15 protein-coding genes are annotated in these 15,966 nt (G+C 70.0%); 5 read left to right on the top strand and 10 right to left on the bottom strand.

What is annotated here, in order from left to right; genetic code table 11:
- Positions 1-41: 41 nt before the first annotated feature.
- On the top strand, positions 42-422 hold the full coding sequence (locus ACZ61C_RS01585) for a VOC family protein (RefSeq protein WP_465301659.1): 381 nt from the start codon (positions 42-44) through the stop codon (positions 420-422).
- 450 nt (positions 423-872) lie between these two features.
- On the opposite strand, the gene ACZ61C_RS01580 is transcribed toward ACZ61C_RS01585, so the two are convergent.
- The 7 genes from ACZ61C_RS01580 to ACZ61C_RS01550 form a co-directional block, all read right to left on the bottom strand.
- Positions 873-1,727 (bottom strand): amidohydrolase family protein, encoded by an 855-nt coding sequence (locus ACZ61C_RS01580; protein ID WP_465301657.1) that lies wholly within the window; start codon positions 1,725-1,727, stop codon positions 873-875.
- Positions 1,724-3,268 carry a benzoate-CoA ligase family protein gene (locus tag ACZ61C_RS01575; protein ID WP_465301655.1) on the bottom strand — a complete coding sequence of 515 codons (1,545 nt, stop codon included), beginning with the start codon at positions 3,266-3,268 and terminating at the stop codon, positions 1,724-1,726. Before ACZ61C_RS01575 ends, ACZ61C_RS01580 begins: the two co-directional genes overlap by 4 nt.
- A gap of 8 nt (positions 3,269-3,276) precedes the next feature.
- Positions 3,277-4,698 (bottom strand): benzoyl-CoA 2,3-epoxidase subunit BoxB, encoded by a 1,422-nt coding sequence (gene boxB, locus ACZ61C_RS01570; protein ID WP_465301653.1) that lies wholly within the window; start codon positions 4,696-4,698, stop codon positions 3,277-3,279.
- A 5-nt stretch (positions 4,699-4,703) separates the two neighbouring features.
- A complete protein-coding gene (gene boxC, locus ACZ61C_RS01565) occupies positions 4,704-6,323 on the bottom strand; it encodes a 2,3-epoxybenzoyl-CoA dihydrolase (protein WP_465301651.1) in 1,620 nt (539 codons plus the stop codon).
- A gap of 32 nt (positions 6,324-6,355) precedes the next feature.
- The gene (locus ACZ61C_RS01560; RefSeq protein WP_465301649.1) at positions 6,356-6,793 is read right to left on the bottom strand and encodes a hypothetical protein; all 438 of its coding nucleotides are present in this window, start codon (positions 6,791-6,793) and stop codon (positions 6,356-6,358) included.
- Between the two features lie 102 nt (positions 6,794-6,895).
- Positions 6,896-7,798, bottom strand: coding sequence for a GNAT family N-acetyltransferase (locus tag ACZ61C_RS01555; RefSeq protein WP_465301647.1), 903 nt, complete (start codon positions 7,796-7,798; stop codon positions 6,896-6,898).
- Between the two features lie 151 nt (positions 7,799-7,949).
- Positions 7,950-10,196, bottom strand: coding sequence for a beta-glucosidase (locus tag ACZ61C_RS01550; protein WP_465301645.1), 2,247 nt, complete (start codon positions 10,194-10,196; stop codon positions 7,950-7,952).
- 255 nt (positions 10,197-10,451) lie between these two features.
- Between ACZ61C_RS01550 and ACZ61C_RS01545 the strand changes: the two genes are divergently transcribed.
- Complete coding sequence (locus tag ACZ61C_RS01545; protein WP_465301643.1) at positions 10,452-11,033, top strand: TetR/AcrR family transcriptional regulator; 582 nt, start codon at positions 10,452-10,454, stop codon at positions 11,031-11,033.
- Between the two features lie 2 nt (positions 11,034-11,035).
- Here the strand turns inward: ACZ61C_RS01545 and ACZ61C_RS01540 are convergent, their stop codons facing one another.
- Both ACZ61C_RS01540 and ACZ61C_RS01535 read right to left on the bottom strand, forming a co-directional pair.
- Entirely contained in the window at positions 11,036-11,419 is a 384-nt protein-coding gene (locus ACZ61C_RS01540) for a PPOX class F420-dependent oxidoreductase (protein WP_465301641.1), read from the bottom strand.
- Positions 11,420-11,431: 12 nt separating this feature from the next.
- On the bottom strand, positions 11,432-12,019 hold the full coding sequence (locus ACZ61C_RS01535; RefSeq protein ID WP_465301639.1) for a dihydrofolate reductase family protein: 588 nt from the start codon (positions 12,017-12,019) through the stop codon (positions 11,432-11,434).
- A 90-nt stretch (positions 12,020-12,109) separates the two neighbouring features.
- On the opposite strand from ACZ61C_RS01535, the gene ACZ61C_RS01530 reads away from it, so the two are divergent.
- On the top strand, positions 12,110-12,565 hold the full coding sequence (locus ACZ61C_RS01530; protein ID WP_465301637.1) for a winged helix-turn-helix transcriptional regulator: 456 nt from the start codon (positions 12,110-12,112) through the stop codon (positions 12,563-12,565).
- Between the two features lie 114 nt (positions 12,566-12,679).
- On the opposite strand, the gene ACZ61C_RS01525 is transcribed toward ACZ61C_RS01530, so the two are convergent.
- Positions 12,680-13,123 (bottom strand): MarR family winged helix-turn-helix transcriptional regulator, encoded by a 444-nt coding sequence (locus tag ACZ61C_RS01525; RefSeq protein ID WP_465301635.1) that lies wholly within the window; start codon positions 13,121-13,123, stop codon positions 12,680-12,682.
- Between the two features lie 49 nt (positions 13,124-13,172).
- Here ACZ61C_RS01525 and ACZ61C_RS01520 point away from each other — a divergent pair, with 49 nt between their 5' ends.
- On the top strand, positions 13,173-13,640 hold the full coding sequence (locus tag ACZ61C_RS01520; RefSeq protein ID WP_465301633.1) for a DUF1579 family protein: 468 nt from the start codon (positions 13,173-13,175) through the stop codon (positions 13,638-13,640).
- Between the two features lie 355 nt (positions 13,641-13,995).
- Entirely contained in the window at positions 13,996-15,903 is a 1,908-nt protein-coding gene (locus ACZ61C_RS01515; RefSeq protein WP_465302742.1) for an ABC transporter ATP-binding protein, read from the top strand.
- The last annotated feature ends 63 nt before the right edge of the window (positions 15,904-15,966 follow it).

Here is a 15,966-nt window from a genome sequence, read left to right as displayed (position 1 = left end):
CCCTGCTGGCCAGGGCCTTGACGAGGGCGCACGATGGATCGATGCTGACCGACTCGACCATCACGACGATGCTCCCGGTGACCGACAGCGAACGCGCCGGCCACTTCTACGCGGACTCCCTGGGCCTGAAGCAGACCGGGAAGGGCGAAGACGGAACCCTCTACTTCGCCGCGGGCGCGGGCGCGATCGGCCTGCGTGTGATGCCGGCCGGCGCCCAGAGCGAGAACACGGCCCTGAGCTTCGAGGTCGGCGACCTCCCGGCCGAGGTCTCGGCGCTGGAAGGCCGCGGCGTGCGGTTCCAGGACTTCGACGTCGAGGGGTTGAAGACGGTCGACCACATCGCCGAGCTGGGCACCGAGCGCGCCGCGTGGTTCACCGACTCCGAAGGCAACGTGCTCTGCCTGCACGAAGTGCGCGGCTGACCACCTTGGGGGCGCGGCGGTGCCGGTCTCACCGGCACCCCCGCGTGCGCAGCCACGCCTTCGCCGCGGCCACGGGTTCGGCGGCCGGCTCGTCGGGCCGGATCGGGGTGTTGCCGTAGGTCCGGCCGCCGCGATCGGCCGCCGGGGGAACTCGACGGGGTTGGCCAGCGCGGACATCGTCCGGCCGTCCAACCAGAACTGTCCATCATGGACTTCCCACGCGAGGTGACCGCCGTCGACCATTTCGAAGGAACCGGCCGGGCCGTCACCGAGCAGCGGAGCGACCGCGGTCAGCATCGGGAACATCGTGCCGCCGGTGTCTTCCCGGATCAAGGCGATCGTGCGGTTCAAGAACTCCGCCGGTGTGGGGCCGGACCGGCGCGGCGCCACCGGCCAAGAACACCAGCACCACGGCCACCATCAGCACAAACCGTCCCCCACGGGGTCAGGTTACGCCAGCGACGGCATGAGCTTGACCGCGTTCCCCGACAGCACCCCGCTCAACACATCTTCCGGCCACCCCAGCCCCACCAGCGCCCGGACGTTCGCCGCCACCGACGGCACCCCCGGCCAGTCCGTCCCGAACACGAACTTCCCCGCCAGCCGCGCCAGGTCGAACCGCTGGTAGTACTCCGGCAGCTTCTTCGGCGGCAGCCCGGCGAGATCCAGCCACACGTTCTCCCGGGCCAGCGCCAGGAACGCCGCGACGTCGTACCACCAGCCGCGGCCGCCGTGCGCGAACACGAACTGCAGGGACGGGAAGTCTTCGACCACATCGGACAGCAGCTCGGGATTGCCGAAACTGGTGCGGGACCCGGGAAAACTCGAAGTTCCCGAGTGGAGGATCACCGGGACACCGCGTTCGGCGCACAACGCGTAAACCGGGTACAGCTCCTTGTCCGCCGGGGAGAACGCGCCGTGCACCGGGTGGATCTTCAGCGCCACCGCGCCGAGGTCCAGCTGCCGGGCGACCTCGGACGCGGGCGGGTGGTGCAGGTACGGGTTGACGTTCGCCACCAGCTTGAACCGCGTCGGGTTGTGCGAGACCAGCGGCAGGTTGTCCTCGATCGGCTGAATCCCGGTGGCCCTCGGGCTGTACTCGCAGAACAGCAGCACCCGGTCGACCCCTTCGGACTCCATCAGCTCGTCCATCGCCGACGGGATCACCGCACCGTCGTCCGAGTACACCGACCGCCACGGGTACGACCCCGCGAAGTCGTGCGCCCACTGCAGCCACGCCGGCTTGAGCGTCGGCAGCCGCGGGGTGTGGACGTGCGCGTCGACCACGAAGTGCCCGTCGATCACGGGCTGGGCACCACCCGCAGCGAGTCGCGGACCAGGTCGCGGATCACGTTCCGGCGGATCTTGCCCGTCGCCGTCTTCGGCAGCTCGGCCAGTTCGACCACCCCTCGGGGACGCTTGAACGCCGCGAGGCCCTCGCGGCAGAACTCGATCAGCTCTTCCGCGTCCACGGTAACCCCGGGAGCGGCCACCACGCACGCCACGGGTTTGTCGAGGCCGTCGGCGTCCGGCGCGGCGACCACCGCGACCTCGGCCACCGCCGGGTGCTGCCGCAGCCGTTCCTCCACTTCGGACGGTGACACCCAGATCCCGCCCGCCTTCAGCATGTCGCCGAACCGGCCCAGGCAGGTGAACGTGCCGTCCTCGTTGCGGACGTAGCTGTCGCCGGTCCGCAGCCACTCGCCCTGGAACACGAGTTTCGTCGCGTCGTAGCGGGCCCAGTACCCGGTCGCCGTCGACGGCCCGGAAACGAACAGCTCCCCCGCCTTGCCGACGGCGTCGACCACCGCGCCCGTCTCGTCGCGGATCTCCAGGGAGTACCCCGGCACCGCGATGCCGGTGGTGCCCGGCCGCACCAGGCCGGGCCGGTTCGAGAGGAAGATGTGCAACGCCTCGGTGGACCCGATGCCGTCGAGGATCTCCAGGCCGAAGCGGGCGCGAAAGCGTTCGAACAACGACGCCGGCAGCGGCTCGCCGGCCGAAACCGCGTGCCGCACCGAGGAAAACGAGTCGTCCGGGACGTCGCTGGCCAGCAGCGCCGCGTAGAACGTCGGCACGGCGAAGAACAGCGACGGCTGCTCTTCGCGAGCGCGCCGGGCGAACAACGCGGGAGTCGGCCGCGAAGGCTCCAGCAGCGCCGTGCCCCCCGCGCCGAGCGGGAAGAAGCACGAATTCCCCAGCCCGTAAGCGAAAAAGAGCTTCGGCACGGACAGGAACCGGTCGGCCGGCGTCGTCGCGAGGACACCTCGCGCGTAGGTCTCGCAGACCGCGCGGATGCTCGCGTGGCGGTGCATCGCGCCCTTCGGCTGTCCGGTCGTCCCGGACGTGTACAGCCACAACGCGGGCGAGTCCTCCCACGTCCGTCCACTTCGGAACGTCCCGGTCAGCGACGACCATTCGTGCGTCCGGACGGGGAAGCCGGTCGCCTCGGTGCGGTCGAGCAAGACGTCGGTGACCTCCGGAGCCGGCCCGAGCGCCGTCACCGCCTGCTCGGCGAACTCGCCGGACACGCACAGCACGCGCGCCCGCGAGTCGGCCAGCATCCGGCCCAGCTCGAGCCCGGTGACCATCGTCGACACCGGCACCGCGACGGCGCCGGCCAGCATCGCGCCGAGGATGCCGGTCAGCAGCTCGACGTCGTCGACCATGCAGAACATGACCCGCTCTTCGGGCCGCACGCCGAGCTCGGTGAACCCCGCGGCGACGCGCCGCGACTCGGCCGCGAGCTCGGCGTAGGTGAGCGACCGGCGGGGCGACACGACCGCGGTCGCGTCCGGATCCCCGGCCGAAAGCAGGTACTCCGCGGCATTGAACCCTGTCGCCACCAGACCTCCTACGTGAGGTACACGTACTCGTAGTCGAAGGGCTTCCCGTTGATGCCCTGCCGCGGCGGCGCCACCCAGCTCGCGATCTTCCCCCGCTCGTACACCGGACGCATCAGCGAGCGGACGAACGTGAGGTCCTCGGTCGTGGGCAGCCACTTGTGCCTGGCGGCCTGCCAGGTCGGCTCGTCGACGATGGTGCCGTCGGGAGTGACGTGGTGGCCGGAGTTTATGCCGACTTCCCGGTTGAATCCAGGGTGCGGCAACCGGAACGTGAAGTCGATGCCGGCGTCGGAGAGGATCTTGTTCCAGCGTTTCACGCCGGTCTGGCAGTCGGCCACGTACTCGCTGCGGAGATCGAGGTTCAGCAACAGGATCGCCTGCATCTCCTCGGACGTCCACGTGCCGTCGCCGCCCGGCTTCTCCAGCGTGCGGGCGTCCCCGGTGAGCTTGTGGTCGTCCTTGCGGCGGCCCTCCTGCCAACGGCCCTTGAGCCCGGCGGTGTAGTAGTTGGCCGCGTTCGTCGAGGTCTCGCTGCCGAACAGGTCCAGGGACACCGTGTAGTGGAAGTTGATGTAGCGCTGGATGAGGTCCAGCGGGATCCCGCCGTGCGCGGCGATGTCGAGCGTGTCGTGCTCGCGGATCAGCTCGGCGCTGCGAATCACCACGCGGTCGACGCCGGTGGTGCCGACCATCATGTGGTGCGCCTCCTCCTTCAGCATGAACTCGCAGGTGCGCGAGAGCGGGTCGAAGGAGGACTCCTTGAGCGTGCCGAGCTGGTACTTCCCGTCGCGGTCGGTGAAGTAGGTGAACATGTAGAACGCCAGCCAGTCGGCGGTCTCCTCGTTGAACGCGCCGAGGATGCGGGGCGCGTCCGGGCTGCCGGAGTTGCGCAGCAGCAACCCTTCGGCCTCGTCACGGCCTTCGCGGCCGAAGTAGGCGTGCAGCAGGTACACCATCGCCCACAGGTGCCGGCCCTCTTCGACGTTGACCTGGAACAGGTTCCGCAGGTCGTACAGGCTGGGCGCGGTGAGCCCGAGGAGCTTCTGCTGCTCGACCGACGCCGGTTCGGTGTCACCCTGGATCACGATCAGCCGCTGCAGGTCGGCGCGGTACTCGCCGGGCACCTGCTGCCAGACCGGCTCGCCCTGGTGCTCGCCGAAGGCGATCCGCCGGTCGGGGTCGCGCTCGGCGAGGAAGATGCCCCAGCGGTAGTCGGGCACGTTGACGTGGTCGAAGTGCGCCCAGCCCTCGCGGCCCACGCTGACCGCGGTGCGCAGGTAGACACCCTGGGTCTCCAGCGTCGGGCCCATCTCGCCCCACCAGTGCATGAACTTCGGCTGCCAGCCCTCGAGCGCGCGTTGCAGCCGCCGGTCTTCGGAAAGGTTGACGTTGTTGGGGATCTTGGCGTCGTAGTCGATCTTCTCGGGCATGAGCGCTAGACCCGCTTCCTGTCGAAGACGGCCTTCCGACCAGTACCGTATCGGCGCAGCGCGCCTTCCGGGCCGGATGCGTTCGGCCGGGTGAAAATCCAGTTCTGCCAAGCCGCCAGCCGGCCGAAGATCTTGGTCTCGATGGTCTCCGGGCCGACGAACCGGTGGTTGGCCTCCATTCCGGTGAGAGCGTCCGGCGACAGTGACGCCCGGCCCTCCAGGGCGATCCGGATCTCGTCCTCCCAGTCGAGGTCGTCCGGCGCGTCGGTGACGAGGCCGAGTTCGACGGCTTCGGCGGGGGTGAGGTCGCGGTTCTTTTCGCGCGCGAGCCAGGCGAGGTGGTCGTCGTCGCCGTAGAACCGCGTCTGCAGGCGCGTGAGGCCGTTGCCCATCGGGAACGCGCCGAAGTTGGCGTCGGTCAGCCGGATCGACGCCCGCGCGTCGCTGTCTTCGTCGTCGATCGGCGGCCCGTCGAGGATGTACTGGCGGTCCGCGGCCAGCGCGATCTCCAGCAGCGCGCCGGTGAAGCAGCTGCCGGGCTCGATCAGGGCGATCAAGCTGCGGCTGGTGACGTCGAGGCGTTTGAGCACGCGCTTGAAGTAGTGCGTGATCTCGTTGGCCAGCCAGTCCTTCGTGCCGAGGACGGCCTGCTCGTGCGCGGACACCTTCTCCGGGTCGCCCTGCGTGCGCAGGATCCAGGTCCCCGCCTCGACCTCGTTGGTGCGCAGCCGCAGGATCGTGTCGTCCAGCTCGCGGGTCATCGCGAGGAACCAGCCGTTCGCGCCCTCTTCGCGCAGGTCGCCGGGGTCGTTCTCGGGGCCCTTGATGGTGATGGTGACCTGGTCCTTGACCACTTCGGTGTCGACAAAGCGATGTTCGAGCGGCGTCAGCTCGATGCCACCCTCGCCGGTCCGGTCGGACTCGCGCGCGATCTCGCGGGCCCGCTTCGCCACGGCGTCGCGGAAGCCCTGGCGTGGCACCAGCTCGTCGACCAGCCGCCAGTCGACGGCGGTCTTGCCCTTGACGCCGTCGGGGCGCGTCGCGAAGACGTCGGCGAGGTCCTTGCGCACGCGCCGCTTGTCGACGACCCGCGTCAGGCCGCCGGTGCCGGGCAGCACGCCGAGCAACGACACCTCGGGCAGCGCGACGGTCGAGGAGTTGTCGTCGATCAGGAGGATCTTTTCGCAGGCCAGCGCGATTTCGTAACCACCGCCGGCGCAGGCGCCGTTCACCGCGGCGACGTACGTCTGGCCGGAGTGCTCGGTCGCGTCCTCCATGCCGTTGCGCGTCTCGTTGGTGAACTTGCAGAAGTTCACCTTCCAGTGGTGCTCGGACGCGGCCAGCATCCGGATGTTCGCGCCCGCGCAGAAGACCTTGTCCTTCGCGCTGGTCACCACCACCACGCGGACCTCGGGGTGCTCGAACCGCAGCCGCTGGGTCGCGTCGTACAGCTCGATGTCGACCCCGAGGTCGTAGGAGTTGAGCTTGAGCTCGTAGCCGGGGACGAGCCCGCCCTGCTCGTCGACGTCCAGCTCCAGCCACGCCACCTCCCCGTCGACGTGGAGACGCCAGTGGCGGTACTCGTCGGGACGGCGCTCGAAGGTCACCGGTGTGGTGGTGGTCACCCGCTCGATTGTCTACATGATTTCTGCGAACGTCAATGTTGTGTAGAAACTTGATCTCGCAAGGTCACCCGGTTGAGCACCGCCCACGCCCAGGTTACGAACACCCACAGGGCCAGGGCTGCCGCCGAGTCGGTGAAGATCGTCGCGAACCAGAACGCCGGGACCTGCGGCACGCCGACCAGGAAGTGGCCCGCGCTGGCCAGTCCGGACAGCGAGTAGACCAGCAGGAACACCAGTGCGCGCGGGTACCGGCCGCGCTCGTAGGCGCGGTAGCCGAACCAGCCGAACACCGTGAACAGCACCCAGCCGAACGCGACCACGACCTGCGCGGCGAGCACGGAGATCCCCGGGATCTGCGGGTAGTCCGCCGCCCGGATGACGTTGTGCGCGTAGTGCAGCGTGGTCGAGAGCAGCGAGAAGCCGAGGATCACGCGAAGCGGCGTCAGACCCTTCTCGTGCAGAACGTCCATCACGGGCCCCCTAAGCCGATTTGATAGATCGCTCTAGCGACGGTACCGCGCCGAGCTTTCACGTGAAAGCCCGACGCGGAGCTTTCACGTGAAAGCTACGGCTCAGACGAGGTCGATGCGGTGCTGCGTCACCGGGTAGCCCGCCTTCGCGAAGGCCTTGGCCATCGGGACGTTCCCGACGTCGGTGCCCGCGACGATCTTTTCCGCGCCGTACTCGACGAGGTCGTGCGTGGCCTCGACGAGCAGGTCGTACGCGTAGCCGCGCCCCCGGTGCTCGGGCACCACGGCGACGTACCCGACCACCGGGTCGTAGGCGTTGCGGCTCGGCAGCGTGAGCCCGACGAGGTCACCCTCCGGCGTGTACGCCAGCCGCCACCACTCCCGCGGCGCCGGCATCCACCGCATGATGTCGAGGTCCTCGCGCGCGGCCGCGTCGAGCCCGTGCTCTTCGACCGTCTTGCGCACGTGCGCGTCGAGGCTGCCGACGTGCACCCGCCGGAAGACGGCCAAGAGCACGTCGTCGTCCGGCTCGGGCCGGAAGACGAGCCGGCCGGGCCGCTCCGGCAGGCCGCTTTCCGGTGTCCAGCAGAAGCGGTGGCGCTCGACGAGCTTGCGGTAGCCCGCCTTCTCGGCCGCTTCGACGCGGATGGTGACCTCGTGCGCGACGTCCGGGTCGTCCCGCCAGCCGGGTGGCGTGGTCAAGGAGTACTCCGCGCGCAGCGGCACCCTCTTCAGCAGCTCGACGCCCGCGTCGAAGTCGGTGAAGTCGAACCAGTCGAGCGCGATCGGCTCCTCGTCCTTCGGCGTGCCCCACCACGCGGCCCGCGCCACGACGACGTCGCCACGCAAAGCAACCCAGACCCACCCGGGCCGGTATTCGCCCTTGGCCGCCATCTCGGTGAAGTCGTCGCCCAGCAGCTTGCGGCCGACGAGACCGCGGTCGGGCAGGGAGGTGAACAGTTCTTCTTCGCCCGCTTCGAGCGGGCGCACGACCAGTTCGGTCATGACAGTCCTTCCAGGAGTACGCGCTCCCGGTCAGGTACCCGGCACCCTCGTCGCGAGGTGGGAGCGCGTGATCGGTTGCGTGATCATCGGACCCACCTCCTTCTGCTGATCTCGGGTGCCCGCGTGAAGTTACGAGCCGCCGCGCCGGGCGTCAACGGATTTTCTGGAGCACCACCCGGGTGCTCAGCCGCGGCTGCGCGTAGGAGTGCGAAGCCTCCAGGACGTACTCGCCCGCGATGTGCCGCCAGCCTTCCTGCCAGACCGAAACCGACCTCGGCGCGATCGCGATGTCGGTTTCGACGGCTTCGCCCGGCCCGGCTTCGACGCTCGCGAAGCCGGCGAGCCACCGGTGCGGCCGGTCACCGCGCTCGGTCGGGGCCAGGTAGAGCTGGACGACTTCGCGGCCCTTGCGCTTGCCGGAGTTGCGCACGCGGACTCGGACGCGCGCGCCGCCTTCGTCGTCCGGATAGACGTCGAGCTCTTCGTAGACCCAGGTCGTGTAACCCTGGCCGTGGCCGAACCAGTAGGCGGGTTGCCGGTCGGTGCGTCCCCAGGCGCTGTAACCGATGTAGACGCCTTCTTCGTACGGCAGCACGCCTTCTTCCGGCGTCACGTTCGTGACGGGCGCGTCTTCGAGGACCGCCGGCCAGGTAGTCGGGAGGCGGCCGCCGGGTTCTTCGAGACCGAAGAGGACGTCTGCGAGCGCGTCACCGCCGGCCTGGCCGGGGAACCAGGTGAGCAGCACCGCGGCGACGTCGTCCCGCCACGGCAGCTCGACCGGGGAACCCGCGTTCACGACGACGACGGTGTTGGGGTTGGCTTCGGCGACCCGCGTGACCAGTTCGTCCTGTCTTCCCGGCAGGGCCAGGGAAGTCCGGTCGAAGCCCTCGCTCTCGACCTCCGCCGTGGTGCCGACGACGACCACGGCGACGTCCGACTTCCCCGCCGCGGCAACGGCTTCGTCGAGTGCGGCGTCCGGGTCGAGCACCGGGCCGCGGTGCCCGAGCGCGAAGGTGACCCAGGCGAAGGTGCCCCGCGCGAACTCCGCCATCTCCGACGGGATCCAGTAGGTCAGGCTGACGTCCACGAGCTCGTCGGCGGTCAGCTCGACTTCCCGGCGCTGCTCGTTGACCTGCATGATCGACGTGAAGACGTCGCCGCCTTCCGGCAGGTTCACGCCGTCGAAGAGGGTCTGGCCGGCGACGGTGAGGCGGAGGTCGCCGGGGCCGGTGACGGCGAAGGTGTGCGTGCCGCTTCGCTCCGGCAGGTAGGTGCCGGCGATCTCGACCGACGCGAGGGTGCCCATGTCGAGGCCGGCGGGGAGTTCCCCGATCCACGTGATCTTGGCTTCCCTGAGCGGAAATTCAGCCAATCGGGTGCCGTCCGCGGCCTTCGCCGTCGCACGGAGCCGGAAATTGTCGGTGGCCGGCGGTAGCGTCGTTCGCGGATCGGCACCGATGGCGAAAATGAGGTCGGTGCCCGGCGGAACGGCCTTGCGGAGGCCGTCGAGAGGGGAGACGACGTGGTCGGGGAACACGGTGGCGCTGCCACCACCGAGGATCTTCGGTTCCGCGGCGAGCGCGCCGATGAGCGCGATGCTCCGCGGCTCGCGCAGCGGAAGCACGCCGGTTTCGTTGCTGAGCAGCACGAACGACCGGTGCGCGACCTCGCGCGCGACCGCTTCACCGTCTACATCGGACTTATCCGGCTCGGGGGCGTCGCCGAGCGCGCCGGTCCGGTGGGCCAGCAGGAGCACCCGCCGGACCATGTCGTCGAGCACCTCTTCGTCGACTTCGCCACCGCGCACGGCTTCGGCGAGCCGTTCGCCGAACACCGTGCGCGGGCCGGGCATGGCGACGTCGAGGCCGCCGTTGGCGGAGGCGACGGTGTCGCGCGCGGCCAGCCAGTCGGAGACGACGAAGCCGTCGAAACCCCATTCGTCGCGCAGCACGCCGTTGAGCAGCTCGGCGTGCTGGGTCATCGTGGTGCCGTTGACGCTGTTGTAGGCGGCCATGATCCCCCACGGCTTCGCCCGCCGGACGATGAGCTCGAACGGCGCGAGGTAGAGCTCGCGCAGCGCGCGTTCGCCGACGTGGACGTCGGCGGTGAAGCGTTCGGTCTCGAAGTCGTTGGCCACGAAGTGCTTGACCGTGACGGCGACCCCGCCGTCCTGCACGCCGGTGACGTACCCGGCGCCGATCATCCCGGTGAGGAGGGGATCTTCCGAGTAGCACTCGAAGTGGCGGCCGCCGAGCGGCGAGCGCTGGAGGTTGACCGTCGGCGCGAGCAGCACGTGCACACCCTTGCGGCGGGCCTCCTGCGCGAGCAGTCGCCCGGCGCGCACGGCCAGGCGCGGGTCCCAGCTCGCGGCGAGCGCCGTCGGGCTGGGCAGGGTCACCGAGGGGTCGTCCGGGCTCCACCGCACCCCCGCGGACGCCGATCGGGCCGTCGGAGAGCACGAGCGACCCGAGCCCGATCTCCGGGCGGGCGGGGAGCGACCAGACGTCCTGGCCGGCGAGCAGGCTCGCCTTGGCGTCCAGGTCGAGCTCGGCCAGCAGCGCGTCGACGTCGAAGCTCATGAGCGCCTACTCTACCTGGCGGCGAGTAGCGAACGTTATGGTTCCGTGACGCCGTGTCCCGTAGGCTCGGGATCATGACCCGGGCCAGGGGCGCCGACCGCCGAGCGAGCATCGTCCGCGCGGCGTTCGAGGTGATCGCCGAGCGCGGCTACCGCGGCACGTCGCTGGCCGCCGTCGCCGATCGGGTCGGGCTGACCCAGCAGGGCCTGATGCACTACTTCCCGGCGAAGGAAGACCTGCTCACGGCGGTGCTGGAAACCCGGGACGAGTGGGACCTGCTGCACTTCGGCCACGCGCCGGCGGGCGACCCGTCTTCGATGACGGTGAACCAGCTGGCCGAGCTGGTCGACTACAACGCGACGCGGCCGGGCATCGTGCAGACGTACACGGTGCTGGCGGCGGACAGCGTCACGGACGACCATCCGGCGCGGGAGTACTTTCACGACCGCTACGTGCGCGTTCGGGCGGGCATGACCGAGATGCTCGAACGCCATCGCGACGAGCTGCCCCCGGGCACGACGCCGGAGCAGCTGGCGCCGATCGCGGTCGCCGTCCTCGACGGGCTGCAGCTGCAGTGGCTCCTCGACCCGGCGGCGGTCGACATGCCCGCCGGGTTCCGCACGTTCCTCACCGCACTGGGGATCAAGCCGGACTGACGTCAGCCCATGCCCACGCTCTGCCGCTCGACCGCGATCAGCGCCACGACCCGCTCCTGCTCCCGAGGGTAGGGCGTCCCGATGTACTTCGTCGCGATCCGGTCGACGATCGCCCAGCCGGCGTCCCCGTCGACCCACCGTTCCACGCGGCCGCGGATGACCACCGGCTCGAACGGGTTGTCCGCCGGGGTGAGGGAAAGCGCCACGCGCGGGTCGCGCCGCAGGTTGCGGGCCTTGCGCGAGTCCGGGCCGGTCATGATCGCGATGTACTCGCCTTCCGGGTCCACCCAGAGCGGGATCGAGTGCGGGGCGCCGTCGGGCAGCACGGTGGCGAGGTGCGCGACGACGGTGGTCGAAAGGATGCGGCGGACTTCGTTGTCGAGCATGGTGGTTCTCCTTCAGGCGACGGCGTAGTGGAGGTGGGTGACCCCGGGAGCGGGAACTGCTTCGACGAGCCGCAACCGTACGTGCGACGGCAGGTCCCGGAAGAACGACCGGCCGCCGCCGAGCAGCACCGGCACCTGGTGCAGGACAACCTCGTCGACGAGCCCGGCCTCGAGCGCCGACGTCAGCACGCCACCGCCCATGAGGCCGACGTCCTTGCCGCCGGCGATCTCGCGGGCCTTCTCGATCGCGTCCTCGATGGAAGTGGCCAGGGTCTGCCGCGCGGTCAGCTCCGGCGCCGGCCGGCGGCTGAGCACCACGACCGGCGCGGCCGGATGCGGGCTCCCGCCACCGAAGTGCTCGGAGTCCTCATAGGTGGTGCGCCCGGCGACGATCGCCCCGACCCGCTCGGTCAGCTCGTCGAAGACGCGGGCACTGGGCTCACTGAGCTTGAAGAAGTCGAAGGCGCGGCTCGGGGTGTCACCGCCGCTGTACCAGTCGAAGAGCGTGCCACCGTCGCCGAGCCCGCGCCCGGGGCCGGCCCCACGCCCGGTGATGTACCCGTCCACCGACACCGCGTGGGCGCTGAAGACCTTGCTCATCGCCGCGATCCTTTCGAAGTTCCTTGAGAAGACTCCAAGACCGTAGCAGTGTCAGTTCCCTAAGGGAACCCCGAGTGGTAATCTGGGTCCATGCAGCGCACGAACTTCAGCGAGCTGGCGGCGTGCTCGATCGCGCGCACGCTCGACGTCATCGGAGAGCCCTGGTCCCCCCTCATCCTGCGGGACGTGTGGGTGGGACTGAGCCGCTTCGAGCAGCTCCAGGCCGACCTGGGCATCTCGCGCAAGGTTCTGACGGAGCGCCTGAACCACCTGGTCGACCAGGGAATCCTCAGCCGCAACCCGTACGACAACCGCCCCCGCTACGAGTACGTCCTGACGGAGAAGGGCCTGGACCTGGTGGACATGCTGATGGCGATGACCCACTGGGGCGACAAGTGGCTGGCGGGCGAGGCAGGCCCCCCGGTGGTGTACCGCCACCACGAGTGCGGTGAAATCACCCAAGCCGGCCTGACCTGCACAAACTGCGGCAAGCCCATGCACGCAAGGGACGTGGATGTCCTCCCCGGACCTGGCGCGGAGGTGTAGCCCCCAAGGCCCTCAGACAGCCCCGCCCATCCCTGGGGGGCGTCCCCCGTCCAGCGTATCGCCACCCCCCGACAGAACCCCCGAAAAGGCCCCGCCCCAACCCAGCTGTCCACATCACGGCCGCCCTGTGGACAAAACCTCCCGCAGCCTCCGCAACGTCCGCAAGGTCGTCTCCAAATCCCCCTGCGACACCTCCGCAGCCACCCCTTCCGCCCAAGCCTCCTGCGCCGCACCCAGCTCCCCCAGAGCCTCCCGAGCCTGCCGCGTCAACGACAACAACGGCGCCCGCGCGTCCGCCGGGTTCGGCAAGCGTTCCAGCATTCCGTTGCGCAGCAGGCGGTTCACCGTCTCCTGCACACTCTGCCGCCGCAACCCGCGCCGCCGGGCCACCTCGGCCGCCGTCGCCGGGCCGTCTTCGAGGAAGCCGAGCACCTGCCACTGCGCCGCTGTCAGCCCCACCGGCTCCGTCAGCGCGTCGCCCGCTGCCAGGAAGCCGCCGTTGCACGCGAAGACCGCGTCGATCACTCGGGTGAACGTTTCGGCTCGGTGCGACCACATGCGTGCTAGTCTCGCACATCGACAGGTACCTGTCGAAATGGAGACGACCATGGACATGCCCACCCTCGGGCCCGCGCACGACGCCCTGAAGGCCTTCACCGGCGACTGGACCGGCACCGAAGAGCTCGCCGCCTCGGCGTGGGCGCCGGCTTCGACCGCGAGCGCCGACTGTGAATACCGGTTGGCGCTCAACGGTTTCGCCCTGGTCCAGCACTACCGCCAGCGCCGCGAAGACGGCACGGAGTTCCTGGGCCACAACATCTTCACCGCCGATCCGCACACCGGCGAGACCCTCTGGTACGGCTTCGACAGCTACGGCTTCCCGCCCGAGTCACCCGCCCGCGGCGGCTGGGACGGCGGCACGCTGACCCTGACCAAGAACACCGCCCGCGGGGTCGCCCGGCACCGGCTCACGCCGGACGGCGACACCCTCACCCACGAAATCGATGTCAAGATGGGCGAAGACGGCGAATTCAGCCCATTCCTGCGCGCCCGGTACACCCGGAAAAACGAGTAGGAGGAAACAGGCGACGCCCCTCCCCCCTTACTTGAGGACGTCGCCCGTTTCCGGTCTCTGCCACCACATCCGCGGACCTGCCGCCTCGGGCGGTCCCACGGTGGGCGAATTAAACAACAATTATTAGTTATTCGGTCTTGCTCGCTTTCGCGCTATGCAGCGAGTGTGTCCCGGATATCGCCGGAGGCCCAGAGAAAACGATTACTTTCACCCGAACGGCCTAGTCTCATCGGCTGACCACCGGGACAGCGCGACACCGGCCACGCCCGGAATTGTCGGACCCCCGGGGTACAGATGAACCGTGCCCGAACCCGCCCAAGACCCACCCCCGCTGATCGGGGTCGAAAACGTGAAGATGCCCGAGTGGGCGCGCGTCGACGAACGCGTGGCCGCCGCGGGCTTCGGCCAGGCCGTGCGCGCGCTGCCCACCGCGATCAAGGTCGTGCTGCGGCTCGCGTGGCGGACATCGCGACGGCTGACGCTGCTGGCCGGCTTCGTGCACGTCATCTCCGGGTGCGTCACGGCGTTCGGGCTGCTCGCGACGGCGAACGTCTTCACCGCGCTGCTCGAACAGGGCCCGACACCGGAGCGGGTGCTGCAGTCGCTGCCCGCGATCGCGGTGGTCACCGGCTCGTACGCGGCGCGCGCGTTGCTCGACGCCGCCGTCGCCGCGGTCGAGGGTGCGCTGCGGCCGCGGGTCACCGCGGCGGCGGACGACGCCGTGACGGCCGCAGTGGTGCGCGTCGGGCTGATCGCATTCGAAGACGCGGACTTCCGGGAGCTCGCCCGCCAGGGCGCGCGGTTCGGCGTGCGGTCCATCGAGACGAGCCTGCGCCGGGTGGCCGACCTGACGTCGTCGGCGATCTCGCTTGCGGCGGCGATGCTCACCGCCGGGCTGCTGAACCCGTGGCTGGCGCCGGTGCTGCTGCTCGCCGCGGCCGCCGACGGCTTCGCGGCCGCGCGCATCGCGAAGCTGAACTACCGGCACTTCATCGACACGGTCGGGCGCAACATCCGCAAGTCCGTCGTCGAAGAGGTCGCGACCTGGCGGTCGATGGCCCTCGAACGCCACGCGCTGACGCTGCAGGAACCGCTGCTCGGCGAGTACCGGCGCATCTCGCGCAGCCTCGCGCGGGAGGAGGTCCGGCTGGCGCACCGCAGCAACCTGGTGCGGACGACAGGGCGGGCGGCGGCCGGGTTCGGCACCGCCGTCGCGTACCTCGTGCTCGGCTGGCTGCTCTACACCGGCGCGATGGAGCTCGCGCTGGCCGGCACGGCGGTGCTGGCGATGCGCACGGCGTCGACGGCGCTGTCCAACACCATGCGCGCGGTCAACTCGCTGTACGAGGACTCGTTCTACATCGGGTTCTACAACCAGCTGCTGGCGGAGTCGGTGAAGCGGCAGCCGCCGCCGACGGCGCTGACCGCGCCCGCGGACCCGGGTGAGATCCGGCTGACGGACGTCACGTTCACCTACCCGGGCCAGAAGAACCCGGCGTTGCGGGACATTTCGCTGACGATCCGGCGCGGCGAGGTGGTCGCGCTCGTCGGGGAGAACGGCTCGGGCAAGACCACGCTCGGCAAGCTGCTGACCGGGCTCTACCCACCGGACGCGGGCACGGTGCACTGGGACGACGTCGACCTCGCGCGGGCCGACCCGGCGTCGGTGCACACGAACATCGCGGTGATCGCGCAGGAGCCCGCGGAGTGGCCGATGACGGCGGCGAACAACGTCACGGTGGGCCGCCTCGGCCGCGCGGACCCGGACGGCCGCGCGTGGCGCGAAGCGGTGGACAGTTCGGGCGCGGCGGAGGTGATCGAATCGTTGCCCGCCAAGGAGAACACGGTGCTGTCGAAGAAGTTCGACGAGGGCCAGGACCTTTCCGGCGGCCAGTGGCAGCGCATGGGCATCGCCCGCGGCATCTACCGCGACGCGTCGGTCCTGGTGGCCGACGAGCCGACGGCGGCGCTCGACGCCCGCGCCGAGGCCCGGGTGTTCGCGGGCCTCCAGCACGCGAGCACCTCGGCCCGCGGCCGCCGCACGACGGTCCTGGTGACCCACCGGCTGGCCAACATCCGTTCGGCCGACCGGATCCTGGTGCTGGACAAGGGAAGGCTGATCGAGGAGGGCACCCACGACGAGCTGATCAGGGCGCGCGGGACGTACCACGAGCTGTACGAGATCCAGGCCCGCGCGTACCGGAAGGGCACGGAGGTGCCGGCGCCCCGGGCAGCCCGAAGCCCGGCGGATCGGTCACCGTAAGCGCGAGGAGACGGACTTTCCCGCGCCTGGGCAGGTCGCCGAGTGCGCGGCTTCGGGCGGCCG

It is taken from the genome of Amycolatopsis sp. NPDC104587, assembly GCF_055583645.1.
The sequence above is the reverse complement of the archived record's forward strand: the minus strand, read 5'-3'. Positions and strand labels throughout refer to the sequence as shown.

Bases quoted from the DNA above. Each gene is read 5' to 3' on its own strand.
- ACZ61C_RS01525 (WP_465301635.1), bottom strand. From the start codon at position 13,123: ATGTGGTCGCACCGAGCCGAAACGTTCACCCGAGTGATCGACGCGGTC.
- ACZ61C_RS01520 (WP_465301633.1), top strand. From the start codon at position 13,173: ATGGACATGCCCACCCTCGGGCCCGCGCACGACGCCCTGAAGGCCTTC.
- ACZ61C_RS01545 (WP_465301643.1), top strand. From the start codon at position 10,452: ATGACCCGGGCCAGGGGCGCCGACCGCCGAGCGAGCATCGTCCGCGCG.
- ACZ61C_RS01515 (WP_465302742.1), top strand. From the start codon at position 13,996: ATGCCCGAGTGGGCGCGCGTCGACGAACGCGTGGCCGCCGCGGGCTTC.
- ACZ61C_RS01560 (WP_465301649.1), bottom strand. From the start codon at position 6,793: ATGGACGTTCTGCACGAGAAGGGTCTGACGCCGCTTCGCGTGATCCTC.
- ACZ61C_RS01555 (WP_465301647.1), bottom strand. From the start codon at position 7,798: ATGACCGAACTGGTCGTGCGCCCGCTCGAAGCGGGCGAAGAAGAACTG.
- boxB (WP_465301653.1), bottom strand. From the start codon at position 4,698: ATGCCCGAGAAGATCGACTACGACGCCAAGATCCCCAACAACGTCAAC.
- ACZ61C_RS01530 (WP_465301637.1), top strand. From the start codon at position 12,110: ATGCAGCGCACGAACTTCAGCGAGCTGGCGGCGTGCTCGATCGCGCGC.
- ACZ61C_RS01535 (WP_465301639.1), bottom strand. From the start codon at position 12,019: ATGAGCAAGGTCTTCAGCGCCCACGCGGTGTCGGTGGACGGGTACATC.
- ACZ61C_RS01540 (WP_465301641.1), bottom strand. From the start codon at position 11,419: ATGCTCGACAACGAAGTCCGCCGCATCCTTTCGACCACCGTCGTCGCG.
- ACZ61C_RS01585 (WP_465301659.1), top strand. From the start codon at position 42: ATGCTGACCGACTCGACCATCACGACGATGCTCCCGGTGACCGACAGC.